The organism is Candidatus Acetothermia bacterium, from assembly GCA_024653305.1.
Taxonomy (GTDB): Bacteria; Bipolaricaulota; Bipolaricaulia; order Bipolaricaulales; family Bipolaricaulaceae; genus JACIWI01.
Genome location: JANLFW010000001.1, coordinates 33,566 through 50,394 on the forward strand (window position 1 = coordinate 33,566; position 16,829 = coordinate 50,394).

Annotated in this window: 14 protein-coding genes and 1 tRNA gene; 10 read left to right on the forward strand and 5 right to left on the reverse strand. The window is 67.2% G+C overall.

Annotated elements, in window-relative coordinates; translation table 11 throughout:
* The first annotated feature begins 363 nt into the window (after nucleotides 1-363).
* From NUV94_00195 to NUV94_00205, 3 genes are all read left to right on the forward strand, one after another.
* Entirely contained in the window at nucleotides 364-1,362 is a 999-nt protein-coding gene (locus NUV94_00195; protein ID MCR4391217.1) for a CehA/McbA family metallohydrolase, read from the forward strand.
* A gap of 67 nt (nucleotides 1,363-1,429) precedes the next feature.
* Complete coding sequence (locus NUV94_00200) at nucleotides 1,430-2,815, forward strand: sugar isomerase (protein ID MCR4391218.1); 1,386 nt, start codon at nucleotides 1,430-1,432, stop codon at nucleotides 2,813-2,815.
* Entirely contained in the window at nucleotides 2,812-5,481 is a 2,670-nt protein-coding gene (locus NUV94_00205) for a glycosyl hydrolase-related protein (GenBank protein ID MCR4391219.1), read from the forward strand. Before NUV94_00200 ends, NUV94_00205 begins: the two co-directional genes overlap by 4 nt.
* Nucleotides 5,482-5,611: 130 nt before the next feature.
* Here NUV94_00205 and NUV94_00210 read toward each other — a convergent pair.
* Nucleotides 5,612-5,684 (reverse strand) — tRNA-Ala (locus tag NUV94_00210).
* A gap of 43 nt (nucleotides 5,685-5,727) precedes the next feature.
* Nucleotides 5,728-7,629: a DNA topoisomerase (ATP-hydrolyzing) subunit B gene (gene gyrB, locus NUV94_00215; GenBank protein MCR4391220.1), complete on the reverse strand. Its 1,902-nt coding sequence runs from the start codon at nucleotides 7,627-7,629 to the stop codon at nucleotides 5,728-5,730.
* A 136-nt stretch (nucleotides 7,630-7,765) separates the two neighbouring features.
* On the opposite strand from gyrB, the gene sucC reads away from it, so the two are divergent.
* The 3 genes from sucC to murF are packed head-to-tail and all read left to right on the forward strand — an operon-like array spanning nucleotide 7,766 to nucleotide 12,024.
* The gene (gene sucC, locus NUV94_00220; protein ID MCR4391221.1) at nucleotides 7,766-8,884 is read left to right on the forward strand and encodes an ADP-forming succinate--CoA ligase subunit beta; all 1,119 of its coding nucleotides are present in this window, start codon (nucleotides 7,766-7,768) and stop codon (nucleotides 8,882-8,884) included.
* Nucleotides 8,881-10,665 (forward strand): hypothetical protein, encoded by a 1,785-nt coding sequence (locus NUV94_00225; protein ID MCR4391222.1) that lies wholly within the window; start codon nucleotides 8,881-8,883, stop codon nucleotides 10,663-10,665. The genes sucC and NUV94_00225 overlap by 4 nt, the downstream gene beginning before the upstream one ends.
* A gap of 3 nt (nucleotides 10,666-10,668) precedes the next feature.
* Nucleotides 10,669-12,024: a UDP-N-acetylmuramoyl-tripeptide--D-alanyl-D-alanine ligase gene (gene murF / locus NUV94_00230; GenBank protein MCR4391223.1), complete on the forward strand. Its 1,356-nt coding sequence runs from the start codon at nucleotides 10,669-10,671 to the stop codon at nucleotides 12,022-12,024.
* A gap of 20 nt (nucleotides 12,025-12,044) precedes the next feature.
* On the opposite strand, the gene NUV94_00235 is transcribed toward murF, so the two are convergent.
* Nucleotides 12,045-13,274, reverse strand: coding sequence for an MFS transporter (locus tag NUV94_00235; GenBank protein MCR4391224.1), 1,230 nt, complete (start codon nucleotides 13,272-13,274; stop codon nucleotides 12,045-12,047).
* Entirely contained in the window at nucleotides 13,271-13,966 is a 696-nt protein-coding gene (locus tag NUV94_00240; protein ID MCR4391225.1) for a DUF554 domain-containing protein, read from the reverse strand. The genes NUV94_00235 and NUV94_00240 overlap by 4 nt, the downstream gene beginning before the upstream one ends.
* A gap of 102 nt (nucleotides 13,967-14,068) precedes the next feature.
* Here NUV94_00240 and mscL point away from each other — a divergent pair, with 102 nt between their 5' ends.
* From mscL to NUV94_00260, 4 genes are all read left to right on the forward strand, one after another.
* Nucleotides 14,069-14,500 (forward strand): large conductance mechanosensitive channel protein MscL, encoded by a 432-nt coding sequence (gene mscL / locus NUV94_00245; protein MCR4391226.1) that lies wholly within the window; start codon nucleotides 14,069-14,071, stop codon nucleotides 14,498-14,500.
* Between the two features lie 778 nt (nucleotides 14,501-15,278).
* Complete coding sequence (locus NUV94_00250; protein MCR4391227.1) at nucleotides 15,279-15,797, forward strand: hypothetical protein; 519 nt, start codon at nucleotides 15,279-15,281, stop codon at nucleotides 15,795-15,797.
* Entirely contained in the window at nucleotides 15,688-16,209 is a 522-nt protein-coding gene (locus NUV94_00255) for an HD domain-containing protein (GenBank protein ID MCR4391228.1), read from the forward strand. Before NUV94_00250 ends, NUV94_00255 begins: the two co-directional genes overlap by 110 nt.
* A complete protein-coding gene (locus tag NUV94_00260; protein MCR4391229.1) occupies nucleotides 16,206-16,346 on the forward strand; it encodes a hypothetical protein in 141 nt (46 codons plus the stop codon). Before NUV94_00255 ends, NUV94_00260 begins: the two co-directional genes overlap by 4 nt.
* Here NUV94_00260 and NUV94_00265 read toward each other — a convergent pair.
* Entirely contained in the window at nucleotides 16,343-16,759 is a 417-nt protein-coding gene (locus NUV94_00265; protein ID MCR4391230.1) for an ACT domain-containing protein, read from the reverse strand. The genes NUV94_00260 and NUV94_00265 overlap by 4 nt on opposite strands.
* Nucleotides 16,760-16,829 lie beyond the last annotated feature (70 nt).

A 16,829-nucleotide genomic window follows, 5' to 3' on the forward strand; every position in this document is an offset into this window, starting at 1 on the left:
CCGTACCGGCTTCTCCCGTTCCCGGTTCCGGGGGGAACGAAGCGGATCGAGATCCGCTACGCTTACGATCGCGAGGCGGGCAACGTCCTCGATCTCGGTTTGTTTGATCCTCGGGGGAGCGAGTTCCTCACAGCCGAGGGGTTTCGTGGATGGAGTGGCAGTGAAAGGGACCAAGTGGTCGTGACCGAGCACGCTGCCACGCCAGGGTATCTGCCTGGTCCGATCATCGCGGGCATCTGGCACGTTCTCCTCGGGCTCTACCAGGTAACCTCCGGGGGTTGTCACTACCTCCTGGAGATCCTCGTGTCCGACGTTGAGGGGGAGCTTCCGGAAGAGCGACCGCCCGCCTATTCGGTCGACCTGATGCCCCATCGCGGTCCGGGGTGGGTCAAAGGTGACCTGCACTCCCACAGCCATCACTCGGACGCCCGGTGCAGCGTCGGAGAACTGGCTGCCGCTGCACGCAGACGTGGCCTCGATTTCCTCGCCGTCACCGACCACAACACCGTCAGCCACCACGCCCACCTTGCCGCCCACAGTGGCCCGGATCTCTGCCTCATCCCCGGGCAAGAAGTCACCACCTACTACGGACACGCGAACGTCTGGGGGCCTGGACGTTGGCTCGACTTTCGGTGCCGCACAACGCAGGAGATTGGCCGGGTGTGTGCGGAAGCCCATCGCGAAGGACGTTTGTTCTCCGTCAACCATCCGAAGCCGAAAGGGCCGGAGTGGAAGTTCGGCCTGGATGTTCCCTTTGACTGTGTGGAAGTCTGGCAAGGGCCTTGGCCCAGGGAGAACGACCACAGCCTGGCGTTCTGGGAGCACCTCCTGCGCTCGGGGCGGCGGGTCGTTGCGGTGGGTGGAAGCGACAGCCACCCGTTCCCGCTCGCGAACGGGCGGTCGTTCGACTGGCTGGGCTACCCTACGACATGGGTCTACGCGCAGGACTTGACAGTGGAGTCCGTTCTCGCTGGCATTCGCGCTGGACATGTGACGATCTCCGCATGTGTGTCCGGGGCGCAGGCTGTGCTGATTGCCCGCGGAAGCGGGCAGGTGGCCCTGCAGGGCGACGTGGTGGAGATGGACGAATGCCGCGTTGAGGTACGGGTGGTGGGCGGGGAGGGGCTTTGGCTGAGGCTCCTCACCCGGCGCGGGGAAGTCGCGAGGGAGGTGGTTCCGTCGGCGGACTGGGTCTTCCAGCACGATCTGGCTTTGGCAGACCATGGGTATGTGCGGGCCGAAATCCGTGTACCAGACACGCGCCACAAGACGCCGGTTGAGGGCTTGCCTATGGTAGCCATGACGAACCCTGTCTGGCATTCCCGGTTCCTCCGAGGCTCACAGAAGGGTGGGAGCCGATGACGCTGAGGGTGAAGCCCATTCTGACCTACGAACTCCACCAAAGGTGTGAGGGAACGAGTTGGCGGCCTTGGGGGGACTGCAGAGCGAGGGCGATGTGGAGGAAGAAACCCGCAGGATCACGGACGAGCTAGGGCGAGCAGTCGCAACCGCTTCCTTCGACCTGGAGGTCTCACCGGTTTCCTGCATTGGTGCTGTCGATGAGCTCGCCCGGATCAAGGACGCACTCAGGTCCCACGACGTCTCTCTGCTGTATGCGGCAGGTGGCGGACGGGACATCCTGGAGGGCGTCGTGTCGTCAAGCAACTGGAGCCTTATCTTCTTGAGACATAAGTCAGGCCCGCTCTACACGTGGTACGAGATCATCCACCCGAGCTTCCTGCGGGGCGGTTCCGATGAGTTCCGCGCTCTTAGCGTGAATGTGGACGACGTTGTTGTCGACGACTACAACGAGGTAATCTGGCGACTCCGCGCGCTACACGGACTGAAGAACAGTTTGGGGAAACGCATCGTCGCCATCGGAAGTGCAGGGGGATGGGGCATCGGGTCTCGGGCGGCGCGCTTGGCGCGCGCAAGATGGGGGTTGGACATCATAGAGCTCTCCTACCCTGAGTTGGCGCACAGGATCCGCATGGCCAAGACCGACCCCAAAGCGGTCTCGCACGCCCGGGCGAAGGCGGAGGAGTACCTCGCCCAGGAGGGGGTTTCGCTCCGTACGGACAGAAGGTTTGTCGTGAACGCGTTTGTCCTCTACCAGGTGTTGAGGGATGTGATGAACGAGCTCGAGGCGGATGCGGTTACCGTGGACGAGTGCATGAGCACCATCATCCCCCTCGCCGAGACCACCGCTTGCCTTCCTCTCAGCGTCGTCAACGACGAGGGGGGCCTGGCATTCTGCGAGTCCGACTTCGTAGTGATCCCTGCCGGGATCCTGCTTCACTACATCTCCGGGAAGCCGGTTTTCCTCGCCGACCCGACGTACCCCTACGACGGACAAGTCACGGTTGCCCACTGCACTGCGCCACGGCGGATGGCAGGCAAAGGCTATGAGACCGCGAACATCCTAACCCATTTCGAGTCGGACTACGCTGCTCCAAGGGTGGCGTTCACCAAAGGGCAGGCAGTAACGGCAGTCATCCCGGACTTCCGTGGTGAACATTGGATCGGGTTCAAAGGCCGAATCCTGGACACCCCTTCGTTCCCCACGTCGTTCCCAGGCAGAGGTGGGGATCGACGGGGATTGGAGGAAGCTTCTGCAGGAGATGCGCGGGTTCCACTGGATGATCTGCTACGGGGAATACTTAAGGGAGATCGGATATGCCCTGGGAAAAGTGGGGATAGGATGGACGTGCGTCTGATGCTTGGGAGCGGCGATGTGCAATGCTCCCTCACAACTACGCGGCTCGAAGTCACCCTGTCGAGGTCCCGAAGAGACTTGGTCAAGGTGGTGCCATGACGTGTCGGGATAGGCACGGGGACAAGATACAGGTGATCGTCGTCTCCCATACCCATTGGGACCGAGAGTGGTATCTCACGTGCGAAGAGTATCGGTACTGGCTGGTCAAGGCCGTTGACCAGCTGTTGGGGTTGTTCGATCGTCATCGAGGGTACACATTCATGTTGGACGGCCAGGTGCTTCCTCTCCTTGACTACCTGGAGATCCGGCCAGAGAAGGAGGAAATGATCCGCCAGGTCGTGCGCGAGGGGAAGCTCCTGATCGGTCCCTGGTACGTGCAGCCGGACGAGTTCCTGGTGTCGGGAGAGTCCCTGATCCGCAATCTGCTCCTTGGGCGCCGGAGCGCTCGCCGTTTTGGCGAGCCAATGCCGGAGGGTTACCTTCCGGACGCGTTCGGGCACATCGCACAACTTCCCCAGATCCTCCAGGGTTTCGGGATCGGCTCCGCGTTCCTCACAAGGGGCGCGGATCTGGCGTGTGAGGAGGCGGGCAAGGCGGAGTTCCGCTGGAGGGCCCTGGACGGTTCAGAGGTGCTGACGCACGTCATGGAGGCGGGGTACTGCGCAGGAGCGTTCCTATCGGCCGACGCCTCTCTTGTCTCGCTTCTTGGGTTTCTGCGTGCTCGGAGCTCCACGGACACCGTCCTGATCCCGAATGGGTGCGATCACCTTGGGCCACAAACGGAGGTGTTGGATGTCCTGTCGCGCCTCAACGCGGAGTGGCCAGGTTATGTCTTCCGTCAGGGGACCTTGTCGGACTACGTTCGGGAAGTTCAGGAGGTCGCACCGGAGCTCCCGGTCATACAGGGGGAGCTGCGGCTGGGGAAACACCATCCCATCCTCAGCGGGATCTACTCGGCCAGGATGTACCTGAAACAGCGGAACTGGACCCTCCAGACCCTGCTCGAGCGATTCGCCGAGCCACTGGCCGCGTTTGCTTCCCACCTGGGGGCTGACTTCGCTCCGTTCGTGTGGGCAGCGTGGGAGCTTGTTCTCCAGAACCATGCGCACGATTCCATCTGCGGGACGGGTGTCGACCCTGTGCACCGGGAGATGATGGCCCGCTTTGCGCGAGCAGAAGCAATCGCCAAGACAGTTGTGCGAGAGGCCCTGCAAAGCATCGGTGCCCACGTCCTCCCCAAGGCGGACCCCCTCTCCGCGGAGATCCCCATCCTTGTGTTCAACCCATGCCCCTGGGAAAGGCAAGAGGAAGTGGTTGTGGAAGTGGACTCCCAGATACCATCAGGGCCCGATGAGCGTGAGGGCGCACATGGGACACCCACCGATCCAAAGACCTGCGTCCTGCTCGACCCTCGTGGCCAGCCGGTGCCCTTCGTCCTGCGCGGCGAGCGGCTTGACTCCGAGGACGTGCTCGCTGGGGTCAGGCATGCGGTCAAGAAAGCGGTCGCCTTCCCAGCCCGCCTCCCACCCCTTGGCGTAAAACTGTACAGGATCGTTCCGGGGCACGCGTCGCCCGGGGAAGGCCCGCTGGTGGCGGGCGAACAGGCACTCGAGAACGAGTTTTACCGGGTCACAGTGCAGCAGAACGGAACCCTTGACATCCTGGACAAGGAGAGCGGTCGCCTGTACTGCGGGCAAGGCTTTCTCGAGGACTGCGGGGACGCCGGCGACGAGTACAACTGGTCCCCACCAGAGGGACAACAGATCGTTACATCTCACCGGACCACCGCGCGCGTTCGGATGGTAGACTCCTGCCCTTGGAAGGCCATGCTGCGGGTGGACTTCACGCTTCCGCTGCCCGAGGCTCTTGACGCAGATCGCCGCGCCCGCAGCAAGCGGAGAGTGGACTGTCCGGTGACCCTTTTCGTGTCGCTTGCGCGGGGCCTCAAGAGGATCGACATCGCCGCAGAGGTGGAGAACAACGTGCGCGACCATCGGCTTCGTGTGGCGTTTCCCACGGGGATCCAGGTGGCGAGCTCTCTAGCTGAGGATACCTTCGGACTGGCGCGTCGACCGGTACGGCCGCCAGACGGGGAAGGGTGGATTGAAGTCCCACCAGGCACTCATCCCCACAAGGCTTTCGTGGCGGTGGAGGGAAAGGAGGGCGGGGTCGCGATCCTAAATCGAGGCCTTCCAGAGTACGAGGTCACTGCGGATGGTACCATCTACCTCACTCTGATCCGAGGGGTGGGATGGCTCTCGCGCGATGACCTGATCACCAGACGAGGGCACGCCGGGCCGCCCTACGAGACACCCGAGGCGCAGTGCCTCGGTCGTCATCGGTTCGAGTTCGCCATATACACGTACCAGGGGACATGGGAGCACGCTCAGGTATGGCAGGCTGCGCATGCGTTCTGCGCTCCCTTCGTGGGGGTCCGGTTGGCAGGGCCGGGGAGAGGGGGATTGCCTGCGGAGGGGAGCTTGCTCAGCGTTGAGGGTCCTGGCCTGGTCTTCAGCACAGTCAAACGGGCAGAAGAGGAGAACGCGATCATCGTGCGCGTGTATAACCCTCTGGAGCGAAGTGTTCGCGGAAAGATCAAGACGCTCTGGAAAGTGACACAAGCTGAGTGTGTTAGGCTGGACGAAACCCCAATGCGACCTCTCGACCTGCTTTCTCCTGACACGGTCGAGATGGTGGTGAGGGGCGGGGAGATCGCCACGGTGAAGCTCGTCATGTCCCCAGAACTCGGCACAAGCGGCTGTTAGTCCGTGCGGTCTGAAGTTGCTCTTGACCACCGAACAAGCCCCCTTCCACGCACCTCCGGAGCGCCCAGTCCTGAATCACCCGTAGGGCCACCGTGGCCGTGGTCGTGAGCGTCGCCAAGCTCTCCTCGTCTGGAGCCGACGGGAGTTGAACCCGTGGCCTCTAGCATGCCATGCTAGCGCTCTCCCAACTGAGCTACGGCCCCGCAGCACCAATTCTCCCCGGACCCCCGCCCGAGCGCAACCCCGCTAGATGTCCAGCGCCGCCACCCGGTGCGCGTTCTCGCGAATGAAGTCCCGCCGGAGGGCAACGTCGTTCCCCATCAGGGTGGTGAAGATCTCGTCCGCCTCCAGGGCGTCGCGGATCGTCACCTGCCGCAGGATCCGCGTCTCCGGGTTCATCGTCGTCTCCCACAGCTCCTCCGGGTTCATCTCCCCGAGCCCCTTGAACCGGCGCACCGTCAGCTTCCCATCCCCCTCCGCCTGACGCGCCTGGAGCTCCTCCTCCGTGTAGAGGTAGGTGCGGTTCTGGCCCTTCTGCACCAGATACAGCGGGGGCTTGGCGATGAACACGTGCCCGTGCTCGATCAAGGGCCGCAGGTTCCGGAAGAAGAACGTCAAGAGAAGGGTGCGGATGTGGGCCCCGTCCACATCGGCATCGGCCATGATGATGATCTTGTGGTAGCGAAGCTTCCCCACGTCGAACTCCTCCCGGATCCCGGTCCCCAGGGCGGTGATGATCGCCCGCAGCTCTTGGTTATCGAGGAGCTTCCCAAGCCGCGCTTTCTCCACGTTGAGGACCTTCCCCCGCAAGGGAAGGATCGCTTGGAACACGCGGTCCCGGCCCTGCTTGGCCGACCCGCCGGCGGAGTCCCCCTCCACGATGAACAACTCCGACTCCTCCGGGTCGTCGTTCGTGCAGTCGGCGAGCTTGCCGGGGAGGCTGCTCGCCAGTAGCGCCCCCTTCCGCCGGACAAGCTTCCGCGCCTTGGCCGCCGCCAGTCGGGCCCGATGGGCGGTCGCGGATTTCTCGATGATCGCCCGGGCCACCCCGGGGTTCTTCCCCAGGTACTGCCCGAGCTGTTCTCGCACCACCTCCTCCACGAACGCCCGCATCCCCGGGTTCCCAAGCTTGGCCTTGGTCTGCCCCTCGAACTCCGGCTGCTGGAGCTTCACCGACACGATCGCCACCAGCCCCTCCCGGATCGCCTCCCCAGACAGGGCCTCCTCCTCCTGCCGGATCAGGCGCTTCTCCCGAGCATAGTCGTTGAGCACCTTGGTCAGCGCCGCCCGGAACCCGGTGAGGTGCGTCCCCCCCTCCCGGGTGTTGATGTTGTTGGCAAACGTGAACACCTCTTCGTCCACGGCGTCGGTGAACAGCATCGCGATCTCCGCCGCGTGCGTCCCCCGGTCTTCGACGAGGTAGATCGGCTCGTCATGAAGGGGCTCCTTCCCGGTGGCCAGCTCCTTCACGAACGCCACGATCCCCCCGTCGGCGTGGAAGGTCCGCTCAACACCGGCGATGCGGTTGTCCAGGCGGATGGTCAGCCCGGGGTTCAAGTACGCGAGCTCCTGCAGGCGATGGACGAGCTTGGAGAAGTTGTAGTGGAGCTCCCCGAAGATCTCCCGATCGGGTAGGAACGTGACCGTGGTCCCGGTGTCCTTTGCCTCCCCCACCGGGACGAGCTCGGTGACCTTCCGCCCGCGCACGAACTCCTGCCGGTACACCTTCCCGTCCCGCCACTGCACCTCCACCGCCAGGTGCTCGGACAGGGCGTTCACCGCCGATACCCCCACCCCGTGTAGCCCACCGGATACCTTGTAGCTCCCGGTCTCGAACTTGCCCCCGGCGTGCAACGTGGTGAGCACCAGCTCCACCGTGTTGATCCCGGTCTCCGGGTGGACCCCCACCGGGATGCCGCGGCCGTTGTCCCGGACAGTGATCCGCTTGTCCTCGTGGATGACGATGTCGATCTCGGTGCAGACCCCGGCCATGGCCTCGTCCACCGAGTTGTCCACCACCTCGTAGATCATCTGCAGAAGCCCGTCCGGACCGGTGGACCCGATGTACATGCCCGGGCGCTTGCGCACGGCCTCGATGTCCTCCAGAACTTGGATCTTGTCTACGTCGTAGTCTGACCGTTGGACCACCCCGCATCACCCACCGAAGTATAGCTGAGCACAGAAAAATCCTCAAGGCATCGGCATTTGCTCCCTATAAGGCGGTCATTCGTCTCCTGGCCGCCCGGGCGACCCGCGGATAATCTTTGTCCCGAAAGGAGGGCCGGTGCGGCTTCTGGAGTGGCAAGGCCGGGTGATCCTGGAAGCAATGGGCATCCCGGTCCCGCGTGGGGCGGTGGCCTCCACCCCCGCCGAGGCGCGGGCAGCGGCCCAGGCCATCGGGGGGCCGGTGGTGCTCAAGGCCCAGGTCCCGGTGGGCGGACGGGGAAAGGCCGGGGGCATCCGGCCGGCTCAGGATCCGGCAGAGGCAGAGCGCCTGGCCCGGGAGATGCTGGGCCGCGAGCTCAAGGGGCTGCGGGTCGACCAGCTCCTGGTGGTGGAGGCAGCCGAGGTCCGGTCCGAGCACTACCTGGGGGTCACCCTCGACCGGGGCCGCCGCATGCCGGTGCTGATCTACTCCCCCTCGGGCGGGGTGGACATCGAGGAGGTGGCCCGCCGAGATCCGGCGGCGATCCGCCAGGTCCACATCCCCCCGTTGGAAGGGCCACTCGCGTTCCGGCTGCGGCGGGCGGTGGCGCCCGCCCCGGCCGAACTGCGGCCGGAGCTCGCCGAGATCGCGGCGAAGCTTTACCAGACCTTCACCCAGTACGAGGCGAACCTGGTGGAGATCAACCCCCTGGCGGAGACGGCCCGGGGGCTCATCGCCCTCGATGCCAAGGTCATCATCGACGACGACCATCGCCCCGGCGCGCAGTTCGCGGGCCTGGCCGAGGCGGTGGTCGACCCCTTGGAGGCGGAGGCGAGAGAGGCCGGGATGAGCTACGTGCGCCTGGACGGGGACATCGGGATCCTCGGGAATGGGGCCGGATTGGTCATGGCCACGCTCGACCTCGTGGCCCAGGCCGGGGGCCGGCCCGCGAACTTCCTGGACATCGGCGGTGGGGCGCGGGCGGAGCGGGTGCGCAAGGGCGTGGACATCCTCACCCGAAACGGCCGGGTTAAGGTGCTGTTCGTCAACGTGTTCGGGGGGATCACCCGCTGCGACGAGGTGGCTCAGGGGATCGTGGACGCCACCGCCGCGCTTCCGCTCCCCATCGTGATCCGGTTGGTGGGGACGAACGAGGAACAGGGACGGCGGGTGCTCTCGCAGGCCGGCCTGGTGCCGGTGCGGACCATGGAGGAGGGAGCGGCCCGGGCCACAGCCCTGGCCAAGGAGGCGTCATGAAGCACTGGTGGGCGGTGGTGCTGGCGGTAGGCGTGACGGCGTTGGGGACGGACGTGATCCCCTTGTCCGAGGTACGGCCAGGGATGAAGGGGTACGGCCTGACCGTGGTGGCGGGAACGGAGATCGCCCGGTTCGACGTGGAGGTGGTGGACATCCTCGATGAGCCCGGGGAGGCGAACGACTTCATCATCGTCCGGGCGTATGGGGACGCCATCGCCCGGTCAGGGGGGATCGCCCAAGGGATGTCCGGGAGCCCGGTGTACCTGGACGGCCGCCTGGCGGGGGCGCTGTCGCGGGCCGCGCTCTGGTCGGCGGAACCGACCCGACCTCTGGGGCTGGTGACCCCGATCGAGGCCATGCTCAAGGTGCTGGCCGAGGTCAAGGCCGAACTGCCTCCCCCGCCAGAACAGGAGATCCCACTCCCCGAGGGCAAGAAGCTTCAGGCATGGGGGATCGACCGGGTGCGGCTCGTGGCGGCCGAACCGGCCACTGTGGATGAGGGGACCCTCGTGACGTGGCCCCTGTCCGCCCCGGTCATGGCGAGCGGCCTGTCCGAGCGGGCGCTTTCCGTGCTGCGGGACGGCCTCGACCTCCGGGCCAAGCCCACCCCGCTCGCCTCGCTCATCACCGCGTGGCGGGGGAAAGTCCCAGGTCTCCTCGCCCTCGGCGTGCCGCGGGTCATGGCGGCACCGTCCATCACCGGCCAAACCCCAGCCCTCCCGTTCGTCCCGGGCGCCCCGGTGGGCGTCGGTCTGGTGGTGGGTGACGTCACGGTGGGGGCGTTGGGGACGGTGACGATGACCGATGGCGACGTGGTGCTGGCGTTCGGGCACCCGTTCCTGTTCACCGGGCCCAGCCGTTACTTCCTCACCGAGTCCTACGTGTTCGACACCGTGGCCGCGCTGGACGCCCCGTACAAGTTCGGTGCCCTCGCCGACGTCCGGGGCGGGGTGTTCGCCGACCGGTGGGCGGCGGTGGGGGCGGTCGTCGGCCGCACGCCCGCCGGTATCCGCACCGAGTTCGTGGTGCAGGACCAGGGGCGAGGCACGCGGAGCGAGCTCCGCGCCACCGTGGTGGACGAACCCCGCCTGTCCGCCCTGCTCCTCTATGTGTCCGGGTTGGAGGCGGTGGACCGGGCCCTGGACCGGATCGGGCCGGGGACGGCGGTGGTGCAGTACACCATCACCGGCCGCGGGATGCCGCGCCCACTCACCCGGGAAAACGTGTTCCTGTCCACCGAGGACGTCGCCGCATACGTCCCCTGGGAGGCGGCCATCGTGGCCGACATCCTGGCGTACAACGAGTTCCAAGATCCGGAGCTCACCGGGATCAGCTTCACCGCCACCGTGTACCCCAACTTCGTGGCGGCGGAGGTGATCGACCTCGCGACGGAACAGGACGAGTACGCGCCCGGGGACACGGTGCAGTTCATCGTCACCGTCCGGGGCTGGCGGGGGAAGACGGAGGAATGGGAGGGGGAGATCGTCATCCCCGCGGACATCGACACGCCGTACGTCGAGCTCCGGGCGTACGGGGGGCCGCGCCTGCGGGAGCGCGGGGAGGGGGCGCCGACGTTCGCGTCGCTCGAGGATCTCATCGCCTACATCGAGGGCATCCCCACCTACGACACCCTGACCGTGGAGCTGTTCGCGGTGGACCCCCTCTCCGACCTCATGTGCGAACCCTGGCTCTATGGGGTGGACGCGCTGTCCGACCGGATCCCGGGGACGGTGGTGTACGGCGAGGTCTCGCTCATCCTCCCCCTTACCCCAAAGGGATAGCGGATGTGGGACCTACGTGAGGCGGCGGAGGCGCTGGAGGCCCGGCTGATCCGGCCGATGGCCCCGTTTGCCGTTTCGGGGGCCACCGCCGATTCCCGGCGGGTCCAGCCGGGGGACGTGTTCGCCGCCCTGCGCGGGACCCGCCACGATGGGCACGACTTCCTCGGCGAGGCGTTCGCCCGAGGGGCAGTGGGAGCGGTCGTGTCCCGCGATCCCGGGGTCGGCCACAACCTCCTCCTCGTCCCAGACGTGCCGGCCGCGCTGTGGGAGCTCGCGGCCTGGCGCCGACCGATGCTGGACATCCCGGTGGTGGGGGTGACCGGATCGATCGGCAAGACCACGACCAAGGAGCTGGTGGCCGCGGCCTTGTCCACCCGCTACCGGACCTACCGGACCCCGGAGAGCTACAACAACGAGCTCGGGGTGCCGCTCGCCGTCCTCTCCATTCCCGGCGACGCCGAGGTGGCGGTGTTCGAGCTGGGGGTGTCGGCGCCGGGGGAGATCCGGCGCCTGGCCCAGCTCCTGCGGCCGTGGGCCGGGATCATCACCGGGGTCGGCCCGGCCCATCTGGCAACGCTCGGCTCCATCGACCAGGTGGCGGAGGCGAAGTGGGAGCTTGCCGAGGCCCTGCCCGAGGAGGGGATCCTCGCCGTGGCCTGGGACTTCCCGGAGCTGCGGGCGCGGGTGGAGCGGTGCGACGGGCTGTGCCTCCGGTTCGGGCGCACGCCGGACGCCGATTTCTACCCTGCGGACCTTGTGACCGACGATCCACAGGGGGTGCGGTTCCGGGCGGTGAGCCCCCGCGGGGATGTGCCCGCCCACCTACAGCTTCTCGGGGAGCACGTGGCGGTGCTGGCGTGCGGGGCGCTCGCCCTGACGTGGGGCATGGGCGTGCCGGAGCGAGGGGCGGTGCAGGCCCTGTCGTCCGTGCCCCCCATCCCCCACCGCCTCCACCTCCGGCCGGCCCCGTTCGGCTGGATCCTGGACGATTGCTACAACGCCAATCCCCTGTCCATGCGGGCCGCGTTGCGCACCCTGGTGTCCCTCAAGCTCCCGGTGGCCCGGCGGGCGGTGCTGTTTGCGGACATGCTTGACCTCGGCCCCCAGGAGGCCAAGTTCCACCGGGAAGTCGTGGAAGAAGCCCGCTGGCAGGGGGTGGACGTGCTGTACTGTTACGGCAAGCAGGCCGCAGCGGCGTTCGCCGTCTGGCAGGGCCCGGGCGCGGCCGAAGAAGAGGACCTGGAGGCGCTCATCGCCCGGATGCACGCCGAGCTCCCCACGGCCCCCACGGCGTTGCTCGTCAAGGGGTCGCGGGCGATGGCCCTGGAGCGGGCGGTGGACGCCCTCGCCCGCGGCTGACCGCCTGGCGCCAGGGCAATCTACGCCGCGAGGTCGGGACGGGTCTGCTTACCCCAGAGCTTGAACCCGAGCGCCGCCAGGAACGCGAGCGCGGTGATCGTCCCCCACAGGAGAAGCGGGGAGGTGGGGAACGCGTCGAGGAGAACCCCCCCGAGGAATGGCCCCGCCGACCACCCCATCGTCTCGGCGAGGCCGAACGCCCCCATGTACCGGCCGCGGTGGGCCGGCGGGGCCAGTTCCGCGGTCACGGTGAGCGTGCTCGGGGCGAACACGATCTCCCCCAGGGTGACCACGGCGATCGCCCCCAGCAGGCCCGGGAACGCCCGCAGCCAGCCGAACGCAAGGTACCCCACCCCATAGAGAAGGCTCCCCAGCACCAGGGCCCTCCCCCGCCGCAGGCGGTCCACCCCACGGGCCACGGGGTACTGGAGGAACACCACCAGTAGCCCATTCAGGGTGAGGAGCGCCCCGAACTTGGCCTCGGACAGGCCGAGCCGCTCCACCGTGTACACGGACAACGTGGACACGAGTTGGCCGGCCACCAGAAACACGAGCAGCGACAGGCCGACGAACGCGAGGAACCGGCGGTGGGCGAGCACCTCCCGCAACGCCCCCAGCACCGGCTCCCGCTCCCCCCGGGCGTGGGACTCGCGGGCAAACGCGGCGAGGAGGAAGAAGGCGACGCTCGACGCCAACGCGGTGACCGCGAACAGGGTCCAATACGGGAGGAACGCGGCGAGGTACCCGCCCAGCGCTGGCCCGGCCGCCCACCCCACGTTGCCCCCCACCCGCAGGAGGCCGTACGCCTCCATGCGCTGTCCCCCGGGGGCGAGGTCGGCGACCATGGCCGAGATCGCGGTCATGGCCAGGGCCCCGGTGATGCGCACCCCGAGGTAAACGGCGGCGATCGCCCACACCGGGCCGGTGCCCCGGATCAGGGCGGCCAAGACCAGGAACAGGAGCACCCGCACCCCCGCAGCGCCGAGCACGGTGGGCCGCCGCCCCAGCCGATCGGCAAGTTCTCCGCCGGCCATCCGGCCGGCGGCGCTGACCACAGCGTTGGCGAGCATGATCGCCCCCACCACGGTCATGGAGAGATCCCGGTCGCGGTGGAGGTACAGGGACAGAAACGGAAGGGCGATGGAGAACCCGGCCGAGGTGACGAGCTGGCTCGCCACCAGCGCCCACAGCCGGCCGTCGAACCGGCCCAGGAAGCGGCCGCGCCGCGCGAGCCACCGGGGCACGATCATGGGAGATACCGGAACAGCCAGGACAGGAGGGGGGCCAGGAGGAGGGCGGGGAGGAAGTCGGCCGCCCGGATGTCCCGCAGCTTGAGGAGGCCGATCCCCAGGGCGAGGACCACCGCTCCGCCGGCCGCGGACAGCTCCACCACTGCCGGTGCGTCCGGGGAGAAGCCGGCCAGCGAGGACGCGAACAGGTGCGCGGCCAACGTCAACCCGCCCTGATAGACGAGGATCACGAGGAGCGAGAGCAGCACCCCCGGCCCCAACGCCGCGGCCAGGGTGAGGGCCGAGATCCCGTCCAGGATCGACTTGGCCGCGAGCAGGGACCAATCGCCAACTAGGCCGTCTTGAATGGCCCCGAGCACGGTCAGCGGCCCCACACAAAAGAGGAGGCTGGCGGTGAGGAACCCCTCCGCAACCGGGCGACCGCGGAACAGGGCCTCCAGCCGCCGGCTCCCCAGTTCGATCCGCTCGGCGAGGTGGACCGCCGAGCCCAGCGCCCCCCCGAGGATGACCGCGAGCATCAGGACGAGCACGTTCTGGGTCCCCAAGGCCAGGCGGAACCCGAGGACGACGGTGGCCAGGCCCACCCCGGCCGTGGCTGCCTCGCGCACCCGCGCCGGGACCCGTGCCCCCAGGGCCCAACCGGCGGCGCCCCCCACCAATACCGTCCCCATGTTGATCCAGGTGCCGGTCATCGTGGGCCATATGGTAGCCGGAGGGCCACACCCCCCCAAGCCACCCACGGTTTGACAGACGAAGCATCGCGCCCCTAAACTGCGCGGGAGAGGTGGTGGCGAATGTGGAAGGAGTTTCGAGATTTCATTGCCAAAGGGAACCTGGTGGAGATCGCGGTGGCGTTCATCATGGGCGCCGCGTTCGGGGCGGTGGTGCGGTCGTTCGTGTTCGACCTCGTGATGCCCGTGATCGGGAAGCTTGTGGGGAACGTGGATTTCTCGAACCTATTCGTCGTCCTCACCGGGGAGAGTTACCCCTCGGCGGCGGCGGCCCGGGCGGCTGGGGCGGCGGCCATCTACTGGGGCGAGTTCGTAAACGCCCTCATCAACTTCCTCATCATCGCCCTGGTCATGTTCCTGCTCCTCCGGGCCGTGATGCGGATGCAGAAGCCGAAGCCGAAGGAGGCGCCGGCCACGAAGGAGTGCCCGTACTGCAAGACCCAGATCCCCATCGGGGCTACCCGCTGCCCGCACTGCACCTCAACCCTGGCCTGACGCGCGTCCCGCGAGGTTGAGAGAGAACGCCGGGGGAGGTAGGCCCTCCCCCGGCACTTGCTCACGGGACGGGGCGAACCGCCCGTGGCACCTCGCTCACATCCGGACTGCCCGGGCGAGCACTGGAACCGCGATCATCGCCGCCAGGGCCAACCCGACGGCGATGCCGATGAGGACCTTGTCTCGCGTGGTCATCTGCCCTCCAAACGACACCGGCCCGGTCCGGCCGGCCAACGCGGAAGTATCCACGCGGAGGCGTGGACGATCCGTGGAAAGGGGGTGGAAGGACAGAGGACATCGCCGCCCCCAGCGGGTGACAGGTGACGGGGGGAGGCCCAGGGGCGCATGGCACCCTGTCCACACCGGTGTGTGTTCGCTAGCATCACGGCGCAAGGGCTCCAAAGGCGCGGCTCCCGGGTTCCACCGCGGGGACGGGCTCCTGCGCCCGCCCGCCTCCACGTTGGCTGTGCCCGCGAACGCCCAGTTGATCACGGACACCGAGGCAGCAGCAGTTGCTCAGCACCCTGGCCCAACTGCACGAAATACGGGGAGCTGACCTTGCCGCTTGCCGCGCCCTGGTTGCCAAACTGTATCCTCACTACCCCGCCTACACCCTCCTCGCCGTAACCAACCCGGATGGCAGCCTGAAGTGCAGCGCCCTCCCGCCCGAAGGGACGGTGGATTACGCCGATCGCGACTGGTTCCAGCGCGCCGTGCAGACGCGAACCTTCACGATTGGTTCGTTCTCGGGCGCATCACCGGCAAGCCTACCCTGCCGTTGGCGTACCCCATCCTGAACGACGGGGGCCAGATCGAGGGGGTGGTCTTCCTCGGCCTGGACCTGGAGTGGCTCAGCACCGTCTCCGCCGAGATTAACCTGCCGGCCGGCTCCACCGTCACGCTACTCGATCCCCAGGGCACGGTGCTGGTACGCTACCCAGAGCCCGAACAGTGGCTCGGCAAGATCATAACCGAGGGGCCGATTGTCCAAACCGTCCTTGCCCTCCAGGGGGAAGGGACAGCTGAGGACGCCGGCATGGACGGGGTGCTGCGCCTGTACGGTTTCGCTCCGTTGCGCAACGGCGAGCAGACCTGGGGCTATATCCTGATTGGCATTCCCTCCGCGGTGGCCTACGCCGGGGTGAACCGGATGCTCCGTACCAACCTCATCAGGATGGGAAGGCTTCGTGACCTACCATGCCCTCCCCCTGGTGGCCAAGGGGAGGATCGTGGGGGTGTTGCAGATCTTCCACCGTTCACCCCGCCAGGACGATCGGGAATGGGAGCAATTGCTTGAGACCCTGGCCGGGCAGGTGGCCATCGCCATCGACAACGCCTCCCTTTTCTATGATCTTGAGCGCAAGCACACGGAGCTGATCCAGGCCTACGATGCCACCCTGGAAGGCTGGGCCCTGGCCCTGGCGTTGAAGGAGGAGGAGACCGAGGAGCACAGCCAACGGGTTACAGAGCTCACGGTGCGGATCGCCAAGGCGATGGGGATGAGCGACGAGGAGCTTGTCCACGTGCGACGCGGCGCGCTTCTCCACGACATTGGGAAGATTGGGATTCCTGATTCCATCATGCTCAAGCCCGGAAAGCTGACCGAGGAGGAATGGGAGGTCATGCACCGGCACCCGGTGTACGCCTTCGAGATGCTGGCGCCCATTGCTTTCCTGCGCCCGGCGCTAGACATCCCAACGCCGCCTTGACCAGCGATCGGCCTTACCGCAAGGCGTGGCCAAAAGAAGAGGCGCTCGAGTACATCCGTAAGCAAAGCGGAAAGCACTTCGACCCGCGGGTGGTGCGGGCGTTCCTGGAGCTGGTGGACAAGGCCGGCGGGGGCTAGCGCTCGCGCAGGAGGAGCACCGCTTTTCCGTTGTGGGTGCAGGAGAACACGACCAGCGAGGCGTGGCCCTCCTCGGAGGCGGTGGCGTAGAGGTAGCGGATGTCCAGGCCCTGCCTGGCCAGGGCCTCGGTGACCCGGCGCAGGAACCCCGCGCGGTGGGGAAGCTCCACCATCACCACCTCCCGCTCCTCCACCGGGAACTCCGCCTTGCGCAGGCTGTCCAGGGCATAGGTGTGGGCGTCGGTCACCAGGTGCAACTCGGCTTGGTCGTCGTGGACGATCACGGCCACCGCGAGGATGTTGATGCCCTGTTCGGCGAAGCGGCGGGCGATGTCCGCGAGCAGGCCCACCCGGTTCTCGGTGTGGACCACCAACTCCTTGCCGATCCTCGCCGCGCGCACCGCCTCCTCCACCAGGCGGCTAGTTTACCACACGGCGGGCGCGGCCAGCCTACGTGCCAAACCGCGGGCTTCCATGGCGACG

Excerpts from the sequence above, each read along its gene's own strand:
- NUV94_00195 (MCR4391217.1), top strand. The coding sequence starts at position 364 with ATGCCCCATCGCGGTCCGGGGTGGGTCAAAGGTGACCTGCACTCCCAC.
- NUV94_00205 (MCR4391219.1), top strand. The coding sequence starts at position 2,812 with ATGACGTGTCGGGATAGGCACGGGGACAAGATACAGGTGATCGTCGTC.
- NUV94_00225 (MCR4391222.1), top strand. The coding sequence starts at position 8,881 with ATGAAGCACTGGTGGGCGGTGGTGCTGGCGGTAGGCGTGACGGCGTTG.
- murF (MCR4391223.1), top strand. The coding sequence starts at position 10,669 with ATGTGGGACCTACGTGAGGCGGCGGAGGCGCTGGAGGCCCGGCTGATC.
- NUV94_00235 (MCR4391224.1), bottom strand. The coding sequence starts at position 13,274 with ATGATCGTGCCCCGGTGGCTCGCGCGGCGCGGCCGCTTCCTGGGCCGG.
- NUV94_00240 (MCR4391225.1), bottom strand. The coding sequence starts at position 13,966 with ATGACCGGCACCTGGATCAACATGGGGACGGTATTGGTGGGGGGCGCC.
- mscL (MCR4391226.1), top strand. The coding sequence starts at position 14,069 with ATGTGGAAGGAGTTTCGAGATTTCATTGCCAAAGGGAACCTGGTGGAG.